The organism is Microvirga flocculans ATCC BAA-817 (assembly GCF_000518665.1).
Lineage (GTDB): Bacteria > Pseudomonadota > Alphaproteobacteria > Rhizobiales > Beijerinckiaceae > Microvirga > Microvirga flocculans.
The window spans coordinates 324,477-340,442 of the sequence record NZ_JAEA01000001.1 but is presented as its reverse complement, the minus strand read 5'-3'; the positions used below and the strand labels follow the sequence as shown (position 1 = coordinate 340,442).

Annotated in this window: 19 protein-coding genes and 1 tRNA gene; 7 read left to right on the top strand and 13 right to left on the bottom strand. The window is 62.1% G+C overall.

From position 1 onward, the window contains the following. Nucleotides 1–37: 37 nt before the first annotated feature. Entirely contained in the window at nt 38–1,219 is a 1,182-nt protein-coding gene (locus L879_RS0101710) for a DUF8462 domain-containing protein (RefSeq protein WP_027314594.1), read from the bottom strand. A gap of 240 nt (nt 1,220–1,459) precedes the next feature. On the opposite strand from L879_RS0101710, the gene L879_RS0101705 reads away from it, so the two are divergent. Further along, a complete protein-coding gene (locus tag L879_RS0101705; RefSeq protein ID WP_027314593.1) occupies nt 1,460–2,134 on the top strand; it encodes a recombinase family protein in 675 nt (224 codons plus the stop codon). Nucleotides 2,135–2,380: 246 nt separating this feature from the next. On the opposite strand, the gene L879_RS0101700 is transcribed toward L879_RS0101705, so the two are convergent. The 7 genes from L879_RS0101700 to L879_RS0101670 all read right to left on the bottom strand — a co-directional run bounded on the left by L879_RS0101700 (nt 2,381) and on the right by L879_RS0101670 (nt 7,313). Continuing rightward, the gene (locus tag L879_RS0101700) at nt 2,381–2,650 is read right to left on the bottom strand and encodes a hypothetical protein (RefSeq protein WP_027314592.1); all 270 of its coding nucleotides are present in this window, start codon (nt 2,648–2,650) and stop codon (nt 2,381–2,383) included. Nucleotides 2,651–3,300: 650 nt separating this feature from the next. Continuing rightward, entirely contained in the window at nt 3,301–4,329 is a 1,029-nt protein-coding gene (locus L879_RS0101695; protein ID WP_027314591.1) for a tyrosine-type recombinase/integrase, read from the bottom strand. A gap of 109 nt (nt 4,330–4,438) precedes the next feature. Continuing rightward, nucleotides 4,439–4,515 (bottom strand) — tRNA-Arg (locus L879_RS0101690). 112 nt (nt 4,516–4,627) lie between these two features. Next, nucleotides 4,628–5,377 (bottom strand): pseudouridine synthase, encoded by a 750-nt coding sequence (locus L879_RS0101685; protein ID WP_027314590.1) that lies wholly within the window; start codon nt 5,375–5,377, stop codon nt 4,628–4,630. Beyond that, on the bottom strand, nt 5,374–6,216 hold the full coding sequence (locus L879_RS0101680; protein WP_084020609.1) for a class I SAM-dependent methyltransferase: 843 nt from the start codon (nt 6,214–6,216) through the stop codon (nt 5,374–5,376). Before L879_RS0101680 ends, L879_RS0101685 begins: the two co-directional genes overlap by 4 nt. Before the next feature lie 265 nt (nt 6,217–6,481). Further along, nucleotides 6,482–6,691 carry a cold-shock protein gene (locus L879_RS0101675; protein ID WP_027314588.1) on the bottom strand — a complete coding sequence of 70 codons (210 nt, stop codon included), beginning with the start codon at nt 6,689–6,691 and terminating at the stop codon, nt 6,482–6,484. 283 nt (nt 6,692–6,974) lie between these two features. Continuing rightward, a complete protein-coding gene (locus tag L879_RS0101670) occupies nt 6,975–7,313 on the bottom strand; it encodes a hypothetical protein (RefSeq protein ID WP_154664044.1) in 339 nt (112 codons plus the stop codon). Between the two features lie 233 nt (nt 7,314–7,546). Between L879_RS0101670 and L879_RS0101665 the strand changes: the two genes are divergently transcribed. After that, a complete protein-coding gene (locus L879_RS0101665; protein WP_027314586.1) occupies nt 7,547–7,837 on the top strand; it encodes a hypothetical protein in 291 nt (96 codons plus the stop codon). Here L879_RS0101665 and L879_RS0101660 read toward each other — a convergent pair. Next, complete coding sequence (locus L879_RS0101660; RefSeq protein ID WP_035458345.1) at nt 7,829–8,761, bottom strand: DMT family transporter; 933 nt, start codon at nt 8,759–8,761, stop codon at nt 7,829–7,831. The two genes, L879_RS0101665 and L879_RS0101660, sit on opposite strands and share 9 nt — an antisense overlap. 263 nt (nt 8,762–9,024) lie before the next feature. Between L879_RS0101660 and L879_RS0101655 the strand changes: the two genes are divergently transcribed. From L879_RS0101655 to L879_RS0101645, 3 genes are all read left to right on the top strand, one after another. Further along, entirely contained in the window at nt 9,025–10,248 is a 1,224-nt protein-coding gene (locus L879_RS0101655) for an MFS transporter (protein WP_027314584.1), read from the top strand. A gap of 250 nt (nt 10,249–10,498) precedes the next feature. Continuing rightward, on the top strand, nt 10,499–10,846 hold the full coding sequence (locus L879_RS0101650; RefSeq protein ID WP_051434961.1) for a septal ring lytic transglycosylase RlpA family protein: 348 nt from the start codon (nt 10,499–10,501) through the stop codon (nt 10,844–10,846). A gap of 163 nt (nt 10,847–11,009) precedes the next feature. Continuing rightward, nucleotides 11,010–12,002, top strand: a complete 993-nt coding sequence (locus L879_RS0101645; protein WP_027314582.1) for a thermonuclease family protein — start codon at nt 11,010–11,012, stop codon at nt 12,000–12,002. A gap of 51 nt (nt 12,003–12,053) precedes the next feature. On the opposite strand, the gene minE is transcribed toward L879_RS0101645, so the two are convergent. The 4 genes from minE to L879_RS20070 form a co-directional block, all read right to left on the bottom strand. Further along, entirely contained in the window at nt 12,054–12,317 is a 264-nt protein-coding gene (gene minE / locus L879_RS0101640) for a cell division topological specificity factor MinE (RefSeq protein ID WP_027314581.1), read from the bottom strand. After that, entirely contained in the window at nt 12,314–13,129 is an 816-nt protein-coding gene (gene minD / locus L879_RS0101635; protein WP_027314580.1) for a septum site-determining protein MinD, read from the bottom strand. The genes minE and minD overlap by 4 nt, the downstream gene beginning before the upstream one ends. Nucleotides 13,130–13,146: 17 nt before the next feature. Then, nucleotides 13,147–13,815 (bottom strand): septum site-determining protein MinC, encoded by a 669-nt coding sequence (gene minC, locus L879_RS0101630; protein WP_210278646.1) that lies wholly within the window; start codon nt 13,813–13,815, stop codon nt 13,147–13,149. A 581-nt stretch (nt 13,816–14,396) separates the two neighbouring features. Next, nucleotides 14,397–14,654, bottom strand: a complete 258-nt coding sequence (locus L879_RS20070; protein WP_035458344.1) for a hypothetical protein — start codon at nt 14,652–14,654, stop codon at nt 14,397–14,399. Nucleotides 14,655–14,802: 148 nt separating this feature from the next. Here L879_RS20070 and L879_RS0101610 point away from each other — a divergent pair, with 148 nt between their 5' ends. Next, the gene (locus tag L879_RS0101610; protein WP_027314577.1) at nt 14,803–15,402 is read left to right on the top strand and encodes a helix-turn-helix domain-containing protein; all 600 of its coding nucleotides are present in this window, start codon (nt 14,803–14,805) and stop codon (nt 15,400–15,402) included. Nucleotides 15,403–15,409: 7 nt separating this feature from the next. Beyond that, complete coding sequence (locus L879_RS0101605; protein WP_027314576.1) at nt 15,410–15,949, top strand: GNAT family N-acetyltransferase; 540 nt, start codon at nt 15,410–15,412, stop codon at nt 15,947–15,949. Nucleotides 15,950–15,966: the final 17 nt, after the last annotated feature.

Here is a 15,966-nt window from a genome sequence, read left to right as displayed (position 1 = left end):
GGAAGAGACACCTCCTCCTAAAGCGTCACAAAAATGGTCAGGTGAAGGTCGGCATGACGCGTCGCATATAGGCGTCAAACAGGGGGACTGTGAATGCAGTATCACCGTGCTGGGGCGAATAGATCATTCCCTTCTTTATGAGCTTCCCACGGATAGGCCCAACGCTGGTTGTTTTAACGTTAAGCTTGTCAGCAATATCGCCGGAGCGGTGCGATCCTGGCCCGAACTCAGCCAGCGCACGCATGTACCTCTTCTCCGCAGGCGTACATCTGTCAAAGCGAACCCGGAAGAAGCTTTCGTCCAGCGCCTTGATTGATGCCTCGGTTGCAGATTTGACGTCTACGAGGCGGATCACATCATCGCTGGCGATGTTCCAAGCGTCATAGCCCCATTGCTGAAGGAAGTAGGGGTACCGCTCAGTAACGTCGAGGATGGCATCCAATGCATCCTCGTCTATGCGTGCACCCTCATCCTCGATAGGTGTGCGAATAGCGTCTTTTGCATCGCTCTGCTCCAAAGCGCCGATCTTGGGATATCGGAATAGCCTTTCCGCATAAGACTTAGACTCACCAGCGAGGCCAAGGATTTGGGGAAGGCCAGCACCTACAATTGTAACGGGCAGATTTGACTGACTTACCTTGTGGACGGACATAATTAACGCGCTGAACTCTTGTTCAGTGAGATATTGTAACTCATCGACCAAGATTGCCACAGGCTTCTGGGCCGCTTTTGCCGCTTGGCCAACTGCGACGAAGAGGTTGGGGAGATCGGCTTCAATATCCCCACTGTCCGCACTGCCCGGTTCGGGATCGATCCCAAGGCCAAACTCGACATCGTTAACCGTCACCTTCAAGCCGCTGATAAAGCTTCTCAGAACGCGGAGACCTCTGCGACCTGCCTCTTTGGCACCTTCAATAGTGCTCAATGAAAAGAGAACTGAGCGGAGGCCAGGGGTAAGTAGTTCGGGGAGTGTCTTACCCTCGTGTGCCTCTACAAAGTGGGTCCTGTAGCCGAACCCCTCAGCCAAGTCCTTTATTCGGACCAAAAGGACAGTTTTCCCCACACCCCGCAGACCCACCAAGATTGAGCTTTGCGCATGTCTGCCGATAGCAATCCTTTGGAGAGCTGTACTCATATCGTCGAGCACAATGGCTCGTCCGGCAAGCTCGGGCGGGGGGTTCCCAGCTCCCGGTGCAAAGGGGTTTCTTACAGGGTCCATTTAGAGCTTTTATCCAGTTTATCAATTTATAACGTCGAATTAGTCAAATTAGATAAATTTCTCATAAGCCTTTTGCAAGGCTTGGGGATCTATATCAAGTTTATCAGTTTTTAACATAAATCCGTTCAAAATGGGTAAAATTGCTAAACCTTTACCCTTCTTGGTGACCTGCGACCTTGATTTGAGCCAAGCCACTCTTTATCATTTGTGTCAACGTTCGTAGACAGTTTTGATACGCGAATGGCTGAAGGCACCTACATCGCTTATTACCGCGTCAGCACCGCAAAGCAGGGGGCGTCCGGCTTGGGCCTTGAGGCTCAGAAGGAAGCCGTGAGACAGTTCCTCAATGGCGGGAACTGGACCCTCGCAGCCGAGTTCACGGAAGTTGAGAGCGGCAAGCACAGCGACCGTCCTGAACTTGCTAAAGCCTTCCGAGCCTGCCGTCTCTATGGAGCCAAGCTCGTAATTGCGAAGCTCGATAGGCTATCTCGTGATGCTCACTTCCTCCTGGGGCTTGAGAAGGCAGGAGTGGATTTCGTTGCCGCTGATATGCCCCACGCCAACCGCCTCACAGTCGGTATCATGGCAATGGTCGCTGATGAGGAGCGCCGCATGATTTCCGCCAGAACTAAAGCGGCTCTCAAGGCTGCTAAGGCTCGTGGGGTGAAGTTAGGAGGCAATCGCGGTTCTGTAGTGGATGATGCGGCCAGGCAGGTTAGTGCAGCCGTGAGAGGCAATAAGGCCACCGAACGCGCTACCGATCTTGCCCCTATTATTGAGGAGCTTAAAGCGTCTGGTGTTTTGTCCCTCGGCGCTATCGCCAAAGCCCTTAATGAGCGCGGCATCCCTACGGCTCGTGGCGGGAATGTCTGGACCCCGGCTGGTGTATCGCGGGTGCTGGCGAGGCTTGCCTAATGTCTGAGTTGTAGATCTTACCCATCTACCACCGTCCTATCCGATGGGTACTCACGACACTTAAGAGAGCAGAGGCGTCCTGCGGCTTGGGAGCTTCTCTTGCAGCCAGTAAGGAGCGTGGGCCCCTTTTGGGTCCCTCCGCAGCCTTTTGGCTTTCCTACATTCTACCCACCCCACTTTCAAAAAGGGGCTAAAGCCTTCGCGCGTTGTTGGGGCATTGCCGTGCAAGGTCTCGCCTTCTGGGGGTTATTCCTGTTGATGACGACGCTCAATTTGCGCGAGGTATTCGGGGTGCACGAAGTTTCGAAAATACGGATAGGCGGCAAGTGTCCGAAACACTCGCTCCAGATCATTACCGCCGATCACGACTGATCGCTCTTTCCCGTAAACACGGAAGGCGACTTCCAACTGGTGTTCATTGAATTGGTTGCTCCACCCGGCTGAAATGTCCACCTGCAATGGGCCACTTGGTTTCCTGAGTACCTCTTCCTCATCAATCCAAACGCGAACAGACATGAGCAGTTTTCTCCTATGGGGTAAGTGTTGCCGTGTTAACGCTTGCTTTCGGTGCTCCGAGAGCGATTAGAAAGCACACCAGGTAAGCATTAAGGTCTGGCCCTCGTGAATCCATTTGATGATCAATCCTCCGCGTTCAAAAATCCACACAATCGGAAGCACCGTCCCAATCCTACTGGAACAGCTACCGAGGAGCAGCGCATCGAGTACATATGTGCGCTTATTGAAGCGTCAAAGGTTCTGTGGCGCCAAGGTGGTGACGGCTCCCTTTCAGCAATCCGCTGGACCCTACGTCCAGCTATAATGACAGTCTGGGAGGAGAGGGAGTATCGCAAGTTCGATCCTCGTCGATTGCGCTCCGCTCGTGCATCCACGGAACGTAATTCAAAGAAGCTTACCTATGAGCATGTTGTCCCTCTCCGGGTTGTCTCAGACCTACTCCTAACCTCCTCAGGACAACCAGACACCGTAGGCCATATTCTCAGAACCTACGTCCTCGGCTGTGTCGTTCACATTGAGGAGGATAGGAGACTGAGCGAGCTCGGGTTGGCGAAGAAAATGCCAGACGGATGGGATCAGGCTGACTGTTTCGCCCGCTACCGAATGGCGGGAATTAGTATTCCAGATCATTGCTAAACTACGACACTGTGTCAGGTCGAAGCCTCAGATGTAAGCCTCGCAAGCTTCTCAGCTACGTGCTTAGGCTTTAGGTGCGTGTACCGATTGAGCATCCGAGGGTCCCGATGGCCGCTGATGAGGGCTACTTCAGGAGTTGTTAGGCCAAGTTCAAAGAACCGCGAGACAGCCTCGTGCCTCAGGTCGTGCAGCCGTAAATCCTCAATGCCAGCTCTTGTCCTGAGGCGCTCCCAAGCCAGCCTGACCGCATTGGCTTTAACCGGGAAGAGATAGTCGGTGGTTCTGTTCCGCAAATCAGAGCTTGGCTCCTTCAAGGAGGAGATAATATCGATGGCCTGAGGCGTCAGAGGCACCACCCGAGGCTCCCCGTTCTTGGTCTTGTGGAGCCTTATAGTCCGAGCCGTCAGGTTCACGTCCTTCCACTGCACAGACAGCAACTCTCCCCGGCGCATCCCTGTTTCGATGGCCAACAGGAGGAGAGGACGGAGATACCAAGCCGTGCGCTCTCCGATGGCGCTGAGGAGTCTTTCAGCCTCGCCAGCCTCAAGCCTTCGCTCTCTCGGCTTTGAGTCCTTGGGAATCTTGACTGAGCCAACGGGGTTGGCGGTTAGGGGAACATTCCACTCCAAGCGAGCCACCTCGAAGAGGTGCCTCAGGATCACAAGCTCCCTCCGTACTGTGGGAGCCTTCACTATCTTGAGCCGCTCATTCCGATACTTCGCCACATCAGCCCCCGAGAGGTCACAAAGCCGCACCTTGGCTATGTCATGTTTCCTTATGGTCCCGATGCGGGATTTTTCGGACTTTTCGCCTCGCTTTGTAGGTGTGACTTCCCGTTCGTAGCGGCACAGGAGGTCCTCTACGGAGAGCTTTCGTAGATCACCGATGGTTGGGGGAAGCTCCGCGCGGTCAATTTGGGTCTCGATACCCCTCGCCCATGCCATAGCCTCAGACTTCGTGGGGAAGCTTTTGGATAGCGGAGGATGGCCTTCGCGCCTGACTTGGACCTGCCAAGAGGAGCCGCGCTTTCTGAAGGTCGCCATAAGTGTCTCTGCCTCAGCGTTGTGACAAATGCTGTGACAGACGGGTGTTTCCGATGATTTCTGAAGGGACCCTTTGGAGCCAATCGTAAGTCTTTCAAGGACTTAAAAGTGGCGCACCCGACACGATTCGAACGTGTGACCTTTGCCTTCGGAGGGCAACGCTCTATCCAGCTGAGCTACGGGTGCTTTGCGGCGAATGGCCGGTCTCTTCCCTATCCGATTACGGCCTTGAGGGCAACCTCTGACGAAGAGGCGACGAAACCTCCGGCCAGAGCGCCTTGGCCCATAGGATCCACCGTCAGGTGCTTTTGCCAGGCGGGAGCACCAGGGCGAGATCGGCCTCGCTCAAGAGCCGGTATCCCCCCGGCTCCAGATCCGCCGGCAGGTCCAGCGCGCCGATCCGGTCGCGGTGCAGGGCTGTCACGTGGTTGCCTACGGCCGCGAACATGCGCCGGACCTGATGGTAGCGCCCTTCCGTGATCGTGAGATGGGCGCCGGTCGGCGAGATAACCTCCATCCGGGCCGGCAGGAGCGGCTTGTCCTCGCCTTCGAGCATCAGGGTTCCGGCGGCGAAGATCTCCGCCTCGTCGCCCCTCAGGGGCCGGTCGAGGGTCACGCGGTAGCGCTTGGAGATGTTGGCGCGGGGCGAAATGATCCGGTGCAGCAGGGCGCCGTCATCGGTCATCAGCAAGAGTCCCGAGGTCTCCTTGTCGAGCCGCCCGACGGTCGAGAGAGCCGGGTCGCGCCGCCGCCAGCGGTCGGGGAGCAGGGAATAAACCAGAGGCCCCGCCTCCTTGTGCGAACAGGTCACGCCGAGGGGCTTGTGCAGCATCAGCACGAGGCCCGGCGGCGGATCCAGCGGCTTGCCCTGAATCTGCATCCGCTCCGAGAGGTCGCGGGTCACGGCGATCCGCCGGTCGGGATCGTCGATGACCGCTCCGTCCAGAACCACCAGGCCGGCATGGACGAGCCCCTGCACCTCGCGGCGGGAGCCGTAGCCCAGATTGGCGAGCAGCCGGTCGAGGCGCAGCGTCGGGACCTTGCTCATCGCATCGCCTCGTAGATCTTGTAGCCGCCGGTCTCCACCTTCGGCGTCACGCGCTTGAAAAGAGGTTTCAGCACGGCCTCGTAGGGCAGGTGACGGTTGGCGACGAGCCAGAGAACGCCGCCGGGCCGCAGGGCCTCCGCCGCGCGGCGGATGAAGCTCTGGCCCAGGGACTGATCCTCCGCTCCGCCGTCGTGGAACGGCGGGTTCATCACCACGAAATCGAGGCCCTTGAGGCCGGTGCCGCCGCGGATATCCGCCCAGCGGATCGCAGCCCGCGGGTCGTCGATGTTGCGCGCGGCCATGGCAACGGTGCGGCGGTCGATATCGACCATCTCCAGGCGCTCGACCTTCGGAGAGGCCAGAATGGCGCGGGACAGAATGCCGATGCCGCAGCCGAAATCCGCGCCCTTGCCGCTCAGGGGCGGCAAGCTCTGCGCCAGGAGGGCGCTGCCCGGGTCGAGGCGGTTCCAGCTGAACACGCCGGGCCAGGTCCACAGGCCCAGGGCATCGTCATGGCGGGGGCCGCCCTCGGCCAGCGCCTCGTCGAGCCCGGCCGGGCTCGACGGCCGCGCACAGGTGCAGATGCGATGATGGCGGCGGGACGTCTCGCTGACCTCGCAGCCGAACGCCTTCAGCTCCTTGGCGAGCCGGGAGCCGCCCTTGTCCTTGGGCGCGAGGATGGTCAGCGCCCCGCCCAGCCCGAGGGCCCGCAGGGCAAGCGCGGTGGTGTAGCGCCGCTCCACGGTGCCGGGCGGCGCGAGCACGAGCAGGCTGTCCAAGGCCCCTTCCGGCTGCTCCTCGAGCGCCGCGGAGCCCGGGATCAGGGGGGAGAACTGCATCGCTCCCTCCGGCGCTTCGGCCAGTTCGGCCGGTGGCGTTCCATAGACGCCGCTTCGTATCGTCTCTTGCAAGGTAACCCGATCCACATTGAACGCCGGCGTTCTTATTACGCCATGGGCTGGAAGGTAAGCGCCAACGATTCCGAATTGCCGGTCCCTGCCTTGGCGAAGGCTCGCCCGGCGTCCGGAAAACAAAAAAGCCGCTCACGAGGAGCGGCTTTGCCGGACGGCATGGCGCGCCATGCCGCCTTTTTGACACAGGGGCTCAGGCCGCCTGGATGTTGTTGACGGCGACCTTGCCGCTGCGGCGGTCTTCGGCCGTGTCGAAGGTGACCTTCTGGCCTTCGCGAAGGCCGCGGATGCCGGCGCGCTCAAGGGCGGTGGCGTGGACGAACACGTCCTTGTCGCCGTTGTCAGGCTGAATGAAGCCGAAGCCCTTTTGGTCGTTGTAGAATTTCACGGTGCCCGTAATCATGGGAATATCCTTGGTTGGTCTGCATCAGTGCACGTGAGCCAAAGGCGTGCGAAAGCACGGCCTCGCGCTCGGGTTCGTCGATGTTTGGTAAGGTTGTCTGAACGTGCGCCTGGCATGCCAAGGCGGAACGGCCCGAATGTCCGGCCAAATGTCGATGACGATCATGTAATGCTCATTCAAGGCGAATTCAAGACGGAAAGGCAGCCAGCCGGCTCAAACCTTGCTTGCGACGCTCGCAAAGCAAGCCCCGGCAAGGGGATGCGGTTGGATCTGCCGCAAGACTTCAGTATTTCAGGCGCAGGGCGTGAACCTCCTCGGACCCATCCGCGCAGGCGATCCGGGCCCGCGGGCAGGAAGCGAGATAGGCCGGGGTGGGGCAATAGGTCTGCACGAAGGTCTCGTCGATGGTACAGGTCACGTGCACACGATAACCCCGGCGGAATACGTCTGGCGTGTCGTGAAGGACGGAATAGCCGATGCCTTCGTCCGCCAGCCGCGCGATCGCGTGGCCGGGTTGAACCCAGCCCGCCTGCGAGCGGGTGACATATCCGACATCGGCCCCGTGCGCCGCCGTGCCCATCAGGGCTGCGGCCGACGCGGTCCCGATCAAAAGCTGCCTCATGCTGCACCTCACGGAAATCGCCGGGAACGGAGGCCATGCCTCCGCCCACCGGGCAGGAGACAGGATCCGCCGAGGATCAATGCAAAGCTGCCGACAAGGATCCGCGCGGCATTCTTGCACGAAGGATTAACCACACCTGAGGCCGAGCCGGGCCGCCACCGCGCACTTTAAGCAACCGGTAGGATCTTTGGCTCGATAACCCCGACAACGACGTGTGAACCAACCAGGATCCCATGCATCACATCCATCTTGCCGAGGGTATGCGGCTTCGCTTTCCGGCGCGCAGCGCCGACTTCGACCAGGGGGTCGAGATCGGCATCGTCGCGGCGCTGATGAGCCAGGATCTGACGGAATTCACCCGCCGCATCTCCAAGGACAACCTGGGCCAGGTGCGTGCGCTGGTGGAGCAGTTCGGCTACCGGCTCGTGGAAGGCACGGCAGACGACGCGTTCGTCGAGCTCAATTTCTACAGCCGCACGGCCCGCCCGCGCCTGCGCGTGGTCCATTCGAGCGCTTCAGCCTGAGAACTTCCTTTCCAGGGCGCGGAGGCGCTCGCGGTAGGCCGTGTAGAGGCCGCTCAGGGCGATGATGCCCGCGCCCGTAACCGTCCATGGATCCGGCACGGAGCCGAAGACCGCATAGCCGAGAAGACCGGCCCAGACGAGCTGGACATAGGCGAAGGGCGCGATCATCGACGCATTGCCATGGCGATAGGCCATGACGACGAGCCAATGGCCGATGGCGAAGAGAATGCCCATGCACAGGCCGAGCCCGATCTCGGGCAGGTCCGGCGTCACCCATTGGAACGGAAGGAAGAGCGTCAGCACGCCCCCGCCGACGAGGGAGGAATAGGCCAATGTCGTGAGCGCCTGGTCCCCGGCGATCTTGCGCGTCACGACCGCCCCCACGGCCCAGCTCGCCGCCGACACGAGCGGCAGGACGGCCGCCGCCTGGAAGGATCCGGTGCCGGGACGCACGACGATCATCACGCCGATGAAGCCGAGTGCCGCCGCCATCCAGCGCCGCCAGCCGACCGTCTCCCCCAGAAAGAGAACCGACAGCGCCATGATCAGGATGGGCGAGACGAAGAAGATCGCCGTGGCGTCGGCGACCGGCAGGTAAGGCAGGCTCTCGATGAAGATGAGGGACGACCCGACCATTCCGAGCCCCCTGAGCACCTGCAGGCCCGGACGCCGGGAGCGGAAGATCTTGGACCCGCCTCTCGCCAGGGCGGCCGGAACCACCGCGAGCGCGAAGGTGACATAGCGCATCCAGGCCACCTCCGGAGGCGGCAGCGTGGACGCGAGCCGCTTGGTGATCACGTCCGCCACCGCGAACACGATCGTGGAGACGATCAGCAACACGATCCCCCGCAGCTGGGAGGGCGCCGGCAGGCTGGAGGGCTCGGGCCGAGCCGCATTCGTCCGGTCAGCGGAGGAGGATGTCATGATGGACTCAAAAAACAGGCTCGCGCGCGGACGCAACGAGCCTGAGGATCCGAAGTTCTGGAGGTAGTCGGGCTCGTATAAAATACCGTTTCCTCACCCGGAGAAGTGCAAAGACGGCACATAGTCCATGCTTTATGCGAATGGATCACATCGCGCTCCGCACTACACTCGCGATTTGAGCATAGGGTAGCCGAATCCGACGGTCATCGGGAATCGGCCGGAAACAGGCCTTTTCATCATCGAAGGTCCGCGGAACGTCATTCATGCATCAGGATACGCCGGAGCGACCGAGCCGACTCGTCAGGGGAACGCCCGCCTTCTGGCGGCTGAACCTGGCCCTCTTCGCCGCGGGCTTCTCGACCTTCGCCATCCTCTATTGCGTCCAGCCCCTTCTGCCGGAGTTCTCGCGCGAGTTCCAGGTGAGCGCCGCGATCAGCAGCCTTTCCCTGTCGCTCTCGACCGGCCTTCTCGCCGTGGCCATGCTGGTGGCGGGCTCGCTATCCGAGGTATGGGGGCGAAAGCCCGTGATGGTGGCCTCGCTTCTGTCCTCGGCCCTTCTCACCATCCTTTCCGCCCTGGCTCCCGACTGGACCAGCCTGCTCGTGGCGCGCATGCTGATCGGGATCACCCTGAGCGGCCTTCCCGCCGTGGCCATGGCCTATGTGAGCGAGGAGGTGGACCCGGCGTCCATCGGACTCGCCATGGGCCTCTTCATCGGCGGCAACGCGGTCGGCGGCATGGCGGGACGGGTGATCAGCGGCGCGCTCACGGATCTCGGTTCCTGGCGGCTGGCGATCGGCCTGATCGGAGCCGTGGGGCTCGCCTCAGCCCTTTCCGCCTGGCGCGGCCTGCCGCCCTCCGTCCATTTCAGCCCCCGCCCGGCCCGGCCGGCGGAGCTGCTGCGCTCGTTCGGGAAGCATCTCAAGGAGCCGGGGCTTCGGGCGCTGTTCGCACAAGCCTTCCTTCTCATGGGCGGTTTCGTGACGCTCTACAACTATCTCGGCTACCGCCTGACAGAGCCCCCCTACTCCTTAAGCCAGACGGCCATCGGCGCGATCTTCACCGCCTACCTGATCGGAACCCTGAGCTCGGCCTGGATCGGAGAGCTCGCCGGAAGGCTCGGCCGCCGACGGGTTCTGTGGAGCATGATCGTCGTCATGCTCATCGGCGTGGTGCTGACCCTCTTCCAGAACCTCGCCCTCATCCTGGCAGGCATCGTCGCCGTCACCTTCGGCTTCTTCGGCGGGCATTCCATCGCCAGCAGCTGGGTGGGCAGCCGGGCCCTGACGGCGAAGGCGCAGGCTTCGGCGCTCTACCTCTTCTGCTATTACCTGGGCTCCAGCGCCATCGGCACCTTGGGAGGCGTGTTCTGGACGAAGGGAGGCTGGCCGGGCGTGGCTGGCCTCGTGACGGGCCTGCTGCTGGCGGCGCTCGCTCTCGCGATCCGGCTCACAGCCTTGCCACCCCGCCGCGCGGATCGAGCCTGACCCTTGCAAGACGGACGATCGGGCCCAGGCAATAGACTCGTGATCCGAGGCTATACCTGCAAATTGCTACGTTATCCGTATCGTTTAATGATGATGATCGTAAGGGCATGAGGCTATAGCGATCTCTTTGCAGCGTGGATCGCGTCTTATTCCTGCCTCATTAGCCTCCATTTTGCGCATTCTTCAAAAACAGACAAGGGAATGCAACGTGGATCAACGCAAGGTATTGCTTACAATCGCCAGTTTGTTCATGGTCGGATCGGCCATTTTCTCGACACCCGAAGCACAGGCCGAGCCGGTTCAGGCCCCCGGCAAGATCGTTCAGAACGGCCGCGCCTCCTGGTACGGCCCGGGCTTTCACGGGCGCAAGACGGCGAGCGGCGAAACCTTCGACACGAACGACCTCACAGCCGCCCATCGCACCCTGCCCTTCGGCACCCGCGTGCGGGTCGTGAACAAGCGCACCGGCAAGTCCGTCGTGGTGCGCATCAACGATCGCGGCCCCTATGCCCATGGCCGCGTCATCGACCTTTCGAAGGCCTCGGCGCAGGCCATCGGAATCTCGGGCGTCGGTTCCGTGACCGTCGTCCAGCTCTGACCGGAACGGAGCGCCTTTTCGGCTCCGGCTCCTTTTTCATCACCAAATCATTGCCGACCATCTGACCATTGCAAACCGCCCGGGCCGCATCTTCCGGTCCGGGCGGCCCATGGAACCGGGACGCCTTTCACCCGCTTTCTCCAGTGCCCCGAAGGTGTCACTGATGATGGACGATTCCATGTCTCACGATTCCCCGGCGGATCCGCGCCACGCCTGGGGCCGGATGCGGGAGAAGATGCGCGAGGCGATCCGCGCGGAACTTGACGCGCTGGATCTGACCGACGACGCCCGCCGCGCCCTCGAACTGATCGTCGAATCCTCCCTGCGTCCGTCGGAGATCGATGGCGATTTCAAGCTCATCGTCATCGATCATAACGGCACGCCGCGAACGGTGGACAGGAACGGGCGCCAGGACGACTTCACGATGCAGGATCTCCTCGCGGAGCTGCGGGGGAGATATCCTGTTCTGTTCAGACCCGCTAAGCGCGAGAGGCCCATGCCCGCCGAGGACGGAGAAAAGCCGCGCGAGCGCGGGAAGCCTCAGCGCGACTGGCTCACCCTCGATCAAGGCGGCGCGCAGCCGAACATCGAAACAGGCCCGATGAGCGCGGAGCGCGAGCGGATCGTTTTCAGCGAGACGAAAACCTTTTCCTGGCTTCGCCCGAGCCTCGCGTTCGCAGCCGCCGCGGCCCTTCTTCTGGGCATCGGCGTCTTCATCTTCAAAAGCGAGGACAGAGCCGTTCCACAACCCGGCGCGACCGCGCCGGGTCCTGTCGCCTCAAGTCCCATCCGGGAGCCGGAGCCGTCGAGCACGGGATCCACGACAGCCTCGGCGTCGCTGCGCGGCGTGCCGGACGTGATCGACACGGCCACTCTTTCCCTGAACGGTGAAGTCGTGCGTCTGTTCGGCGTCGAATGGGCGCCAGGTGCGGGCAAGCCAGAGGATCTGGCGCAATACCTGAACGGCCGCGAGGTCGCCTGCGAGCCCGTGGGCGGAAACGATGTCTATCGCTGCCGCGTGGGAGAGCAGGATCTGTCGCGCGTCGTGCTGTTCAACGGCGGCGGAAAGCCTGCGGACGATGCGACGCCGGAACTCAAGGCTGCTGCCGACAAGGCGCGCGAAGCCAGGATCGGCGTGTGGAGCAACCAGCCATGAGAAAGCGGCCCCTGCATCGCAGGAGCCACTCATTCTCCATGGAGCTGCATTTTAGGCGCGCGCTCCGGCCGGGCCGGGAATCTCGATTTCGATCTCGAGGGTCGAGATGTCGGAATCGCGGTTCATCTTCACCTGAACGTTGTCCTGCTCCACCATCACATGGCGCCGGACGACGGCCAGGATCTCTTCCCGCAGCTGCGCGACGAGGTCGGGTTTGCCGCCGACGATGCCGCGTTCGTGCGCCAGCAGGATCTGCAGGCGCTCGCGCGCGACGGGCGCGGAGGTGCGCCGGTTGAAGAAACTCAGGAGACTCATGCAGCCCTCCGTCCGAACAACTTGCCGAACAGTCCCTTCTTGTCGGTGGGAATGGTGAGTTCGACCGTCTCGCCCTTGAGCCGGCGCGCGGCGTCGAAATAGGCGCGACCCGGCGCGCTTGCGGGGTTGTTGAGGGTGACCGGCGAGCCCATGTTCGAGGCCTTGAGAACCTCCTCGCTCTCCGGAATGATGCCGATGAGCGGGATGGACAGGATCTCGAGAACGTCCTCCACCTTCAGCATCTCGCCGCGCTCGGCGCGGGCGGGATCGTAGCGGGTGAGCAGCAGGTGCTTCTCGATGCGATCGCCCTTCTCCGCCTTCTCGGTCTTGGAATCGAGCAGGCCAATGATGCGGTCGGAATCGCGAACGGAGGAGACTTCCGGGTTGGTCACGACGACGGCCACATCCGCGTGGCGCATGGCCATGGTCGCGCCGCGCTCGATGCCGGCCGGGCTGTCGCAGATGATCCAGTCGAACTTTTCTCGCAGCTCGTTCAACACGCGGGCCACGCCCTCTTCGGTCAACGCATCCTTGTCGCGGGTCTGCGACGCGGGCAGCAGCGAAAGGTTCTCCAGCCGCTTGTCGCGGATGAGCGCCTGATTGAGCTTCGCGTCGCCCTGCACCACATTGATGAGATCGAACACCACGCGGCGCTCGGCTCCCATCACGAGATCCAGATTGCGCAGGCCGACATCGAAGTCGATGACGACGACCTTATCGCCGCCATGCGCCAGCGCTGCGCCCAAAGCCGCCGAAGACGTTGTCTTGCCAACGCCACCTTTGCCGGAAGTTACGACCAAGACTTTGGCCATTGTCGTCTCTCTTTCTCTCAATCCAATGTTTTCAGGATGATGGAGTCGCCATCCAGGTTCACTTGCACGGGCTGACCGAGGAACTTGCCTCCAAGATCGTCAGCGGTCTTGTAGAGGCCGTCGATTGCAATCAATTCGGCTTCAAATTTTCTGCAGAAAATGCGAGCGCGGGAATTGCCGGTGCAGCCGGCGATGGCGCGGCCCCTCAAGGTGCCGTAGACATGAATCGAGCCGCCGGCGACGATCTCGGAGCCCGAGGCCACGGATCCCAGGACCGTCACGTCGCCTTCCGGATGAAGGATCGACTGTCCCGAGCGGACGGACCCCTCGATGAGAAGCGACTTCTCCGGCACGGGCGCGTCGCCGAACGGAATGCCGGTCGCGGCAACCGCCGCATGGGCCTCGTCGGGAATGTCGATCTCGCCGGCGGGTTTGCCGCCGGTGATCTGCGGCGGCATGTCGGCATCGACGTTCTCGGGCGCTGCCCCCTCGAGGCCGATGACGCGGATATTGCGCATCTTGAAGGCCGCCAGCAGGAATTTCAGCTCGGACTTCGAGGGTTTCAGCGAAGAGACATCGGCAATGATGGGACGCCCGGTGAAAAATCCGGGGGAGCGCTGCGAAACGGCGTCGAGGTCCTCGAGCCAGTCTCTCAGCGGCACTTCGGGCGCGAGAACCAGGGCCATGAAGGACCTGCCGCGGAAGCGAAGTGAGGGACGATTTCGAACGGCAATGGTCACGGGAGTTCAGATTCCTTTAATGGTCCATGATTTCGGCCGTTATGGTTAATGGACCGTTAAAGGAACCGGGGGACCCCAAGAAAATTCTTAACCGCCGGCCGACGCGGCCCGTATCCGCCCAAATGAGACCGGCTCGCCCTCACCCAAAACTTGGCCCTTTCAAGGATTATAAGGATAATCCGTCGCCCTTCATGGGCGTCTGCCATCGGTTTTTCAGTATTCGGGGAAAGCCCGGCCTCGATTGACCGTAGGTTCACCAAGGGCCAGCGCCCCATCCCCTGCCTCAGGGCCAAGATTATTTTCATGCCGCGGCTATGGCAGCCAGATGCGCCAGCCGGTCTGTTCGTCCCATGCTCCGGAGAGAAGGCGCACGATATCGAGACCGCCTGGGTGATCGGACTGCGCCGGAAAAAAACCGCGCGAGCCTAGAGCCGTTTGCATTTTCGTGGAATCGCAAGCCGCTGTACACGTTCTTGCTGCCCGCCATTTCGGACGGAAAACCGGTTCCCACTTTTCCTGAAATGGCTCTAGAACGGCACCCACTCACCGCCTTCGGTGAGCGAATCCACGGCGCGCTCGAGCGCGGTGCCGGCATCGAGCAAATGCTGGGCCGTCTGCTGGATCTGCAGGGTCGGCCCGGGGAGCGCCGCCGCCTTCTCCGTCAGCTCCCGCACCCGCTCGATCAGGCCGATGAGCTCCGCCGCGAGCGCAGCCCTCTCTTCCGCCTCGGCGGCAGCGGGCTGTTCCGGCTTCTGGCGCGGAGCGAGGAAGATCACGTTCGACATGATCTGAAAATCTTCTTTTGTTCTCGTAAGGGCAATGGATGGTCCCCGCGTGATCCACAACAAACCGCAGCAATGACGGACCAGCAGCGGCGCGAAGAGGCCGGTTCCATCGCTTGACTCCATTATATTGGATTTTTAGTCTAACTTCATGGAAGAGACCCCTGCGATTAATGTCCACCTTGCGGCGCGCCTGCGAGACCTGCGGGCCGAGAGCGGGCTGACGCTCGACGGCCTGGCGGAGCGAACGGGCGTCAGCCGGTCGATGATCTCGCTGATCGAGCGGGGAGAGAGCAGTCCGACCGCAGCCGTTCTCGACAGGCTCGCGGCGGGCCTCGGCGTGACGCTCGCAGCACTCTTCGCCGAGAAGGACGGCAAGGGAGCCTCTCCCCTGGCGCGCCGTGCCGAGCAGCGTACATGGCGCGATCCGGAAAGCGGCTACATGCGCCGCAACCTCTCCGCGCCCGGCTTCCCCTCTCCTGTCGAGCTGGTCGAGGTGGTGCTCCCGCCCGGCGCCCGCGTGGCCTACGATACGGGCCTTCGCGCAGCGGCCATCCATCAGCAGATCTGGATCGTCGAAGGCGAGATCGAGTTCACCCTGGGCGACGAGACCTACCGTCTCGCCACGGGCGATTGCCTCTCCATGCGCCTCGACCGACCGACCGTTTTCCGTAACCGCGCCGAACATCCCGCCCGCTATCTGGTGGCGCTCGCTACTGAGGGGCGGGCGGGAGCAGGCTCCACCCGCTGAGCGCCCCATGACCGAATCCATCATCATCCGCCGGCTCACGCCATCCGAGGCCAGGGAGCAGATCGGCGCCCTGTCCGCCGTGCTGATCGACTGCGTCGAGGGCGGCGCCTCGGTGAGCTTCATGTCGCCCCTGACCCAGGACCGGGCGGATGCGTTCTGGCAGGGCGTGGCGGAGGGCGTCGCCGCCGGAGAGCGCATCCTGCTCGTCGCCCAGGAGCAGGACGGCAGCCGGATCGTCGGCACCGTGCAGGTCGTTCTCAGGCAGCCGGAGAATCAGCCTCACCGGGCCGACATCGCCAAGATGCTCGTCCATCGTTCCGCGCGCCGACGCGGGCTCGGCGCTGCCTTGATGCTGGCGGCCGAGAAGGCCGCGCAGGAAGCTGGGAAATCCGTTCTCGTGCTCGACACGGTGACGGGCAGCGATGCGGAGCGCCTCTATGCGCGCATCGGCTGGGTCAGATCCGGTATCATCCCGAACTATGCCCTGTGGCCGAAGGGCGGATTCTGCGACACGACGGTCTTCTACAAACAGATTCCCGCCGCCTGAGCGGGAGGCGCCGGGAT